The sequence below is a fragment of the Streptomyces sp. 8L genome, assembly GCF_020176795.1.
GTDB lineage: Bacteria > Actinomycetota > Actinomycetes > Streptomycetales > Streptomycetaceae > Streptomyces.
The window spans coordinates 1-7,999 of the sequence record NZ_JAIUKE010000510.1 but is presented as its reverse complement, the minus strand read 5'-3'; the positions used below and the strand labels follow the sequence as shown (position 1 = coordinate 7,999).

The following is a 7,999-nucleotide window of genomic DNA, read 5'->3' as shown; positions in this document are numbered from 1 at the left end:
CGGCGGCCCGCGAAACGGGGGCGACGGGGTCTCGGGAGCCCGGGGCGGCGGTCGGTGCCTCCCGCTCCCGGGACGGCGAGGGGGGGGGGGGGGGGGGGGGGGGGGGGGGGGGGGGGCGCGCCGCCCCCCCCCCCCCCCCCCCCCCCCCCCCCATCCTCCGTTCGCGCGGGGCTACTCGACGGTGACGGACTTCGCCAGGTTGCGCGGCTTGTCGATGTCCCGGCCCAGGGAGAGCGCCGTGTGGTAGGCGAGGAGCTGGAGCGGGATGCCCAGCAGGATCGGGTCGAGCTCCGTCTCGTTCTTCGGCACCAGGACCGTATGGTCCGCCTTCGGCTGCTCCCGGTGCGCCACGGCGAGGATCATGCCGTCGCGGGCCTTGATCTCCTCCAGGGCGGCGCGGTTCTTCTCCAGCAGGTCGTCGTCCGGCACGATCGCGACCGTCGGCATGGCCGGTTCGATCAGCGCCAGCGGCCCGTGCTTCAGCTCCGAGGCCGGGTAGGCCTCCGCGTGGATGTACGAGACCTCCTTGAGCTTCAGGGAGGCCTCGCGCGCCACCGGGTAGCCGCGGACACGGCCGATGAACATCATCGACTTCGCATTCGCGTACGACGACGCGAGCTTCTCGATGTCACCCTCCGCGCGCAGGATCTCCTCGATCTGCCCGGGCAGCCGCCGCAGGCCCTCGATGATCCGCTTGCCGTCCGCCACCGAGAGGTCCCTGATGCGCCCCAGGTGCAGCGCCAGCAGCGCGAACGCGACCACCGTGTTCGTGAAGCACTTCGTGGACACCACGCACACCTCGGGCCCGGCGTGCACGTACACACCGCCGTCCGTCTCCCGGGCGATGGCCGAGCCGACCACGTTGACCACGCCCAGCACGCGCGCGCCCTTGCGCTTCAGCTCCTGCACCGCCGCCAGCACGTCGTACGTCTCACCGGACTGCGACACGGCCACGTAGAGCGTGTCGGGGTCGACCACCGGGTTGCGGTAGCGGAACTCCGAGGCGGGCTCCGCGTCGGCCGGGATGCGCGCGATCTCCTCGATCATCTGCGCCCCGATCATGCCCGCGTGGTACGAGGTGCCGCAGCCGAGGATCTTGATGCGGCGCACGCCGCGCGCCTCGCGGGCGTCCAGGTTCAGGCCGCCCAGGCGCACCGTCGAGAACCGGTCGTCGATCCGGCCGCGCAGCACCCGGTCCACCGCCTCGGCCTGCTCCGAGATCTCCTTGTGCATGTACGTGTCGTGGCCGCCCATGTCGTACGACTCGGCCTCCCACTCCACGAGGGTCGGCGTCGCCGAGGTCAGCGAGCCCTCCGTCGTGTACGTGCGGAAGTCGTCGGCCTTGAGGGTGGCCATCTCGCCGTCGTCCAGCGTCACGACCTGGCGGGTGTGCGACACCAGCGCGGCCACGTCCGACGCGACGAACATCTCCTTCTCGCCGATGCCGAGCACGACGGGCGAGCCGTTGCGCGCCACCACGATCCGGTCGGGGAAGTCCGCGTGCACGATCGCGATCCCGTACGTGCCCTCGATCAGCTGGAGGGCCTGGCGGACCTTCTCTTCGAGCGTCGGCGCCTGCGAGCGCGCGACCAGGTGCGTCAGCACCTCCGTGTCGGTCTCGGAGAGGAAGACGACGCCGTCGGCCTCCAGCTTCACCCGCAGCTCGGCCGCGTTGTCGATGATGCCGTTGTGCACGACGGCGACCCTGCCCTCCGCGTCCAGGTGCGGGTGGGCGTTCTCGTCGCTCGGGGACCCGTGCGTCGCCCAGCGGGTGTGGGCGATACCCGTGGTGCCGCTGAAGCGCTTGGGGACCCTGGCCTCCAGGTCGCGCACCCGGCCCTTGGCCTTGACCGTCTTGAGCGCCGCCGCCCTGCCCGCCGACGGCTTGCCCGTGATCACGATCCCGGCGGAGTCGTAACCCCGGTACTCCAGCCGCTGCAACCCTTCGAGCAGCAGCGGAGCGACGTCGCGCTTGCCGATGTAACCCACGATTCCGCACATGTCGGGCTCTGCCCCTCCTGGTGTCCTTTGTGCCCCGGGGCGGGGACGGCCCGCTACCGTCCCCGCCTCCGGGCCCGCGCGGCCTCCGGGGCCGTACGGGCTGCCGTCGTCAGCCGTAGACGATGCGGCGCAGCTGCCTCAGCGAGAGCTCCGGCGGTGCCACGGCGCGGTGCGGCAGCTCGGCCGCGATCCGCTCGAAGATCACCGTGTTCGTCGCGCCGCCCGCCTGCATCTCGCGGTGGCGGCGCCGCACGAACTCCTCCGTCGTCTCGTCGAAGTAGGCCAGCACGTCGAGCACCACCCGGGCGGCCTCACCGCGCCTCAGCGCGGTGGAGCCGACCAGGTGGTCGATGAGGTCGTCATGCGACGCGTGGCGATCGAGCACTCGATGAGTTTGCCGAGACTCATAGAGTTAAGCAACATTTCTGCCCGGAATCGGGCAGGGGGTGGGCGATTCGGGGGCTATTTTGTATCGTCCGGCGTAAATCTCCCCGGCGGGCTCCCGGCGCGGGGGACCGGCGTTCCCGTCGGTGCCCGGCGCGGTACGGACGGTGTCCCGCGGGCTCAGCCCTTGGCGAGCGGGTTGCGCAGCGTGCCCACGAGCTGGAGGGCGCCCGAGGGGTCCTGGAGGTCCACCATCTGCTCGTTGTCGCGCAGCTGGAGCCGGTTCAGGCAGGACAGGGCGAACTCGTCCGTGAACAGGTCGTAGCGGCAGAAGCGCTCGGCCAGCTCCGGCACCGAGTCCTGGTAGGCCCGTACGCGCTCGGCGACCGTGGACCAGAACGCGCCCTCGTCCAGGACGCCTTCCCGTACGAGCACGGGGGAGAGGAACCGCAGGAAGCAGTCCAGCACATCCGTGAACACCGACAGCAGACGCATGTCCTCGGGCACCTCGGCCCGGATGCGCTCCACCTCCGGCGGCAGCGGTGTGTCCCGCTCCATCACCGCGATCTCCTCGGCGATGTCCTTGAACACCGTCCGCACCACCACACCGTTCTCGATGACGAGGATGACGTTCTCGCCGTGCGGCATGAACACCAGGCCGTACGCGTAGAAGCAGTGCAGCACCGGCACCAGGTAGGCGTCCAGGTAGCGGCGCAGCCACTCCCGCGGTGCGAGGGAGGACTCGGCGATCAGCGCGGCGGCGACCGAGCCGCCGTCCCGGTCGGTGTGCAGCAGCGAGGCCATCGTGGCGAGGCGCTCGCCGCCCGTCAGGGACGGCACGGGGCTCTCGCGCCACAGCGCGGCGAGCATCTTGCGGTACGGGGAGCCTTTGGCGGTGGCCGCCTCGAACGCGCGGTGGTGGTAGCCGATGGCCGCGCGCTCCCGGATGATCGAGAACCGGGCCGCGCGCAGCACGCCGTCGCTCTCGATCAGGCCCGCCAGCCAGTCGTTGATGGCGGGCGTGGCCTCCATGTAAGCGGCCGAAAGGCCCCGCATGAAGCCCATGTTGAGGACGGAGAGCGCCGTCTTGACGTAATGCCTCTCCGGCCGCGAGGTGTTGAAGAACGTACGGATCGACTGCTGGGCCAGGTACCGGTCGTCGCTCTCGCCGAGGAACACCAGATGCCGCTGGGCGACCTCGGCGGCGAACGTGACGGACAGCTTGTTCCACCACTGCCAGGGGTGCACCGGCAGCAGCAGGTAGTCGCCCGGGTTGAGGCCCTGCTCCCGCAGCACCGCGGCGAAGCGGTCCCGCTGCCCGTCGCCGAGCTCCGAGCGCATCAGCGTCTCGTGGTCGAGTCCCGCGCCCGCCGTGAAGGTGGCCCGGTCGCGGTGTGCGGCCAGCCACACCAGCCGCACCTCGCTCGCCGCCTCCGGGGCGAAGGCGCGGTACTCGTGCACACCGAAGCCGAGCCGGCCGTTGTTGGCGACGAAGCAGGGGTGCCCCTCCGTCATGCCGGTCTCGATGTCCTGGAAGCCGGACGACGCGAGGCCGGCCGCGGTGGTGTATTTGGTGGCGAGTTTGAAGGCCGTGCCCGCGAGTGTCGCGGAGATCTCCTCCAGGTACACCGGCAGGACGGCGTCGGTGAGGGCGAGGGACGTACGGAGTTCGATGATGAACTCCAGTGCGTCCAGCGGGTATTCCTCGCCGTCGCGGTGGCGGGTGACGGAGTCGGCCGCGACCTCCCAGTGGTCGAGGGCGAACCGCTCGGCGCGGAAGTGGTACGCGGTCGCGCCGTCGTCGCTGACGACGCGGTACGCCCCGTCGCCGAGCGATTCGGGTGTCAGCAGGCGCTCGTGGGAGAACTCCGCGAGCGCCTTGCGTATCAGCGCGCGGTTGGCGGCGGCCCACAGCTCCGGGGTGAGGTGGGCGACGGCGTCGGCCGCGGGGCCCGGGTACGGACGGGTCATCGGGTGCCTCCCTCGGTGGTGGCCGCGTGGAACCGGTCGCGGGTGCAGACGCTGAGCAGCGCCTCCTTCTCCGGCTTGGCGATCTTCTCGACCACCTCGAAGCCGACCGCCTCGTTGAGCGCCTGCACGGCGCTGTTGCGCACATCGGGTTCGACGACGACCCGCGTGACGGCCGGGTCGGCGAAGAGGAACTCCATGACGGTGGTGAGCACCGCCAGGGTGAAGCCGTGCAGTGGCCCGCCCGCGGGCGCGGGATCGACCAGGAAGTGCATGCCGATGTCGCCGGGCCGGGCGTCGTAGAGCCCGTTCAGCTCGACGTGCGCGGGGTCGTAGCGCTCGATGAGGAACGCCGGACGCCCTTCGTGCAGGCCGATGTACGCGTCGTGGTGCCCGGAGGCGGCGATCGCCATGTACGCGCGCTCGACGTCGGTCAGGGTCGCGCCCTGCATCAGCCAGAACGAGGACTTCGGATGGGTGACCCAGCCGTGCAGCAGCTCGGCGTCTTCGAGCGGATCGACGTCGCGCACGGCGAACGCGCCGAGGCGGGCGTCGGTGCGGGTGAATTGGCCGGGGCCGGGGACGGAGGTGTGGGCGTGGGCGTGGTCGGTCATGGTGTCGGGCCCTCCGGGGCGGCGAACTCCTGGAACGCGATGGCCTTCTCCACCGGATAGTGGGCGCGGCCGAGCAGTTCGCCGATGATGTACGCGTTGCGGTAGGGGCCCATGCCCAGGTCGGGCGAGGTGATGCTGTGCGTGTGCACCGCGCCGTTCTGGAGGAAGATGCCCCGTCCCGTGGTGTCGATGGAGTAGTTGCGGGCGACGTCGAAGCGGCCGTGCCCGTCGAGTCTGATCCGGTCGGCGACCGGTGCGAGGAAGTCCGGGGTCGCGTACCTGTAGCCGGTGGCGAGGACCAGGCCCTCGGTGGCCAGCGAGAAGTCCCGCCGCTGCTGCTCCTGGCGCAGGCTGAGCGTGTATGTGCCGCCCGGCTCGTGGCCCGGTCCCGGTTCGTAACGGGCGCTGTGCAGCGCGGTGTTGGTCATCAGCCGGGTGGGCACGGGGCCTTGGAGGTTCTTCTGGTAGAGCAGGTCGAAGATCTGGTTGATCAGTTCCGCGTCGATGCCCTTGAACAGGCCCTTCTGCTCGGTCTCCAGCCGGTAGCGGGTGTCCTCGGGCAGCGCGTGGAAGTAGTCCACGTACTCGGGTGAGGTCATCTCCAGTGTCAGCTTGGTGTATTCGAGCGGGAAGAACCGCGGGGAGCGGGTCACCCAGTTCAGCCGGTAGTGGTGTGTGTCGATCTCGGAGAGCAGGTCGTGGTAGATCTCCGCGGCGCTCTGCCCGCTGCCGACGACGGTGATGGACTCCTTGGCCTGGAGCCCCTCCTTCGCTTTGAGGTAGCGGGAGTTGTGGATGAGGTCGCCGTCCAGGCCCGCGCAGCACTCCGGTACGTACGGCGGGGTGCCGGTGCCGAGGACGAGGTGGCGGGCGCGGAAGGTCTCGCCGCCCTCGGTGTGCACGGCGTACACCCCGTCGGCCTCGTCGTACGTCACGGTGGTGACGGTGCGGCCGAACCGGATGGAGGAGAGCCTCCCGGCGGCCCAGCGGCAGTAGTCGTTGTACTCGGTGCGCAGCGGATAGAAGTTCTCGCGGATGTAGAACGAGTACAGCCGGCCCGCCGACTTCAGGTAGTTGAGGAACGAGTACGGCGACGTCGGATCGGCGAGCGTGACCAGGTCGGAGAGGAACGGCGTCTGGAGGTGCGCGCCTTGAAGGAACATCCCCGCATGCCACTCGAAGTCCGGCTTGCTCTCCAGGAACACACCGTCGAGTTCACCGATGGGCTCGGTCAGGCAGGCGAGGCCGAGGTTGAACGGGCCGAGGCCGATGCCGACGAAGTCGTGCACGGAGGTGGTACCGGGCGCGGTGTCGGGAGGCGTGGTCTCCGGCGCGGTACCGGGCGCGGTGTCAGGACGCGTGGGCAAGGCGTCCTCCGCTCCCGGCCGCGATGTGCCGCTCGGCGTGCTCGGCGATCAGGTCCAGCACGGCCGCGATGTCGGCCGCGGTCGTCTCGGGGTTGAGGAGGGTGAACTTGAGGTGCTGGCGGCCGTTCACCACGGTGCCCGCCACCACGGCATCCCCGGCGGCGAACAGCGCCTTGCGCGCGTAGAGGTTGGCCCGGTCGATCTCCGCGGGCGAGGTCACGTCGCGGGGGATGTAGCGGAAGACCAGGGTGGACAGCTGGGGCCGTACGACGACGTCGTAGCGCGGATCGGCGGCGAGCAGGCGCCAGCCCTCGGCCGCGAGGTCGCACACGTCGTCGAAGAGCTCTCCGATGCCGTCGGCACCCATCACACGCAGCGTCATCCACAGTTTCAGGGCGTCGAAACGCCGGGTCGTCTGGAGGGACTTGTCGACCTGGTTGGGGATGCGCTCGCTGAGCGCGCGCCGCGGGTTCAAGTAGTCCGCGTGGTACGTGGCATGCCGCAGCGCGGCCCGGTCCCGCACCAGTACGGCGGACGAACTCACCGGCTGGAAGAAGGACTTGTGGTAGTCGACCGTGACCGAGTCGGCGTGCTCGATGCCGTCGAGCCGGTCGCGGCGGGTGCGCGAAGCGAGGAGTCCGCAGCCGTACGCCGCGTCCACGTGCAGCCACGTCCCGTACCGGTGGCAGAGCCCGGCGATCTCGGGAAGCGGGTCGATGGAGCCGAAGTCGGTGGTGCCGGCGGTGGCGACGACCGCCATGGGGACGCCGCCCTCGGCGAGGCAGCCCTCGATCGCGGCGGCGAGCGCGGCCGGGCGCATGCGCCGTTCGCGGTCGCAGGGCACGGGGACGACGGCGTCCACGGGCAGGCCGAGCAGGGTCGCGGCCTTCTGCACGGAAAAGTGCGCGCAGTCGGAGGCGAAGACGCGGAGTTTGTCGTGGTTTCCGCCGTCCTTCGCCTCCTCGCGCGCGAGCAGCAGCGCCTGGAGGTTCGACTGCGTGCCGCCGCTCGTGAACACGCCGTCGGCGAAGGGGCCGAGGCCGATCCGGCGCGCGGTCCACTCGATGAGGCGCCGCTCGATGAGGGTGCCGCCCGCGCTCTGGTCCCAGGTGTCGAGGGAGGAGTTGACCGCGGCGAGCACCGCCTCGCCGACCACGGCGGGGATGACGACAGGGCAGTTGAGGTGGGCGAGGTAGCGCGGGTGGTGGAAGTAGACGGCGTCGCGGAGGTAGACGCGCTCCAACTCGTCGAGCGCGGAGGCGTTGTCACCGAGGGGGCGGTCCAGGTCGACGGCGTCGATCTCGGGGCGGAGTGCGTCGGGCGTGATGCCGGTGAAGGGCGATCGTACCGACGCGAGGCGCGCGGCCACCCGCCCGACCCCGTCGGCCACGGAGCGCTGATACGGCTCCGTGGTGGTGCCGTTGAGCAGGTGAGAACGCATGAGGGTTCCTTCCGGGTGGGGGTGGGGATACGGAAGTCCGCGTCGTCGTGGGACACGGGAACCATGGCAAAGTCAGGTTAGCCTAACCTAACTTCCTGACGGCGGACGGGGCGCCTCACGGTGTCGGCCGGGCACGAACGAGCGGCTCAGATGTGCGTGGCCCGGGTCGATGTCGCGTGCGCGCGGTGCCGGTCGCCGCGTGGGGGAGCGGAACGGGGCGGGGC

At 70.6% G+C, this 7,999-nt stretch carries 6 protein-coding genes; all 6 read right to left on the bottom strand.

Features of this window, described 5'->3' with window-relative positions; translation table 11 throughout:
- Positions 1-171 precede the first annotated feature (171 nt).
- Positions 172-2,001 (bottom strand): glutamine--fructose-6-phosphate transaminase (isomerizing), encoded by a 1,830-nt coding sequence (gene glmS, locus LCE31_RS32750; RefSeq protein WP_225020922.1) that lies wholly within the window; start codon positions 1,999-2,001, stop codon positions 172-174.
- A gap of 109 nt (positions 2,002-2,110) precedes the next feature.
- The gene (locus tag LCE31_RS32745; RefSeq protein WP_225020920.1) at positions 2,111-2,386 is read right to left on the bottom strand and encodes a hypothetical protein; all 276 of its coding nucleotides are present in this window, start codon (positions 2,384-2,386) and stop codon (positions 2,111-2,113) included.
- 179 nt (positions 2,387-2,565) lie between these two features.
- Entirely contained in the window at positions 2,566-4,356 is a 1,791-nt protein-coding gene (locus tag LCE31_RS32740; RefSeq protein ID WP_225020919.1) for an IucA/IucC family protein, read from the bottom strand.
- Entirely contained in the window at positions 4,353-4,967 is a 615-nt protein-coding gene (locus LCE31_RS32735; protein WP_225020917.1) for a GNAT family N-acetyltransferase, read from the bottom strand. Before LCE31_RS32735 ends, LCE31_RS32740 begins: the two co-directional genes overlap by 4 nt.
- A complete protein-coding gene (locus LCE31_RS32730; protein WP_225020925.1) occupies positions 4,964-6,256 on the bottom strand; it encodes a lysine N(6)-hydroxylase/L-ornithine N(5)-oxygenase family protein in 1,293 nt (430 codons plus the stop codon). Before LCE31_RS32730 ends, LCE31_RS32735 begins: the two co-directional genes overlap by 4 nt.
- 61 nt (positions 6,257-6,317) lie before the next feature.
- Positions 6,318-7,775, bottom strand: a complete 1,458-nt coding sequence (locus tag LCE31_RS32725) for a pyridoxal phosphate-dependent decarboxylase family protein (RefSeq protein WP_225020914.1) — start codon at positions 7,773-7,775, stop codon at positions 6,318-6,320.
- Positions 7,776-7,999 lie beyond the last annotated feature (224 nt).

Excerpts from the sequence above, each read along its gene's own strand:
- glmS (WP_225020922.1), bottom strand. The coding sequence starts at position 2,001 with ATGTGCGGAATCGTGGGTTACATCGGCAAGCGCGACGTCGCTCCGCTG.
- LCE31_RS32740 (WP_225020919.1), bottom strand. The coding sequence starts at position 4,356 with ATGACCCGTCCGTACCCGGGCCCCGCGGCCGACGCCGTCGCCCACCTC.
- LCE31_RS32725 (WP_225020914.1), bottom strand. The coding sequence starts at position 7,775 with ATGCGTTCTCACCTGCTCAACGGCACCACCACGGAGCCGTATCAGCGC.
- LCE31_RS32735 (WP_225020917.1), bottom strand. The coding sequence starts at position 4,967 with ATGACCGACCACGCCCACGCCCACACCTCCGTCCCCGGCCCCGGCCAA.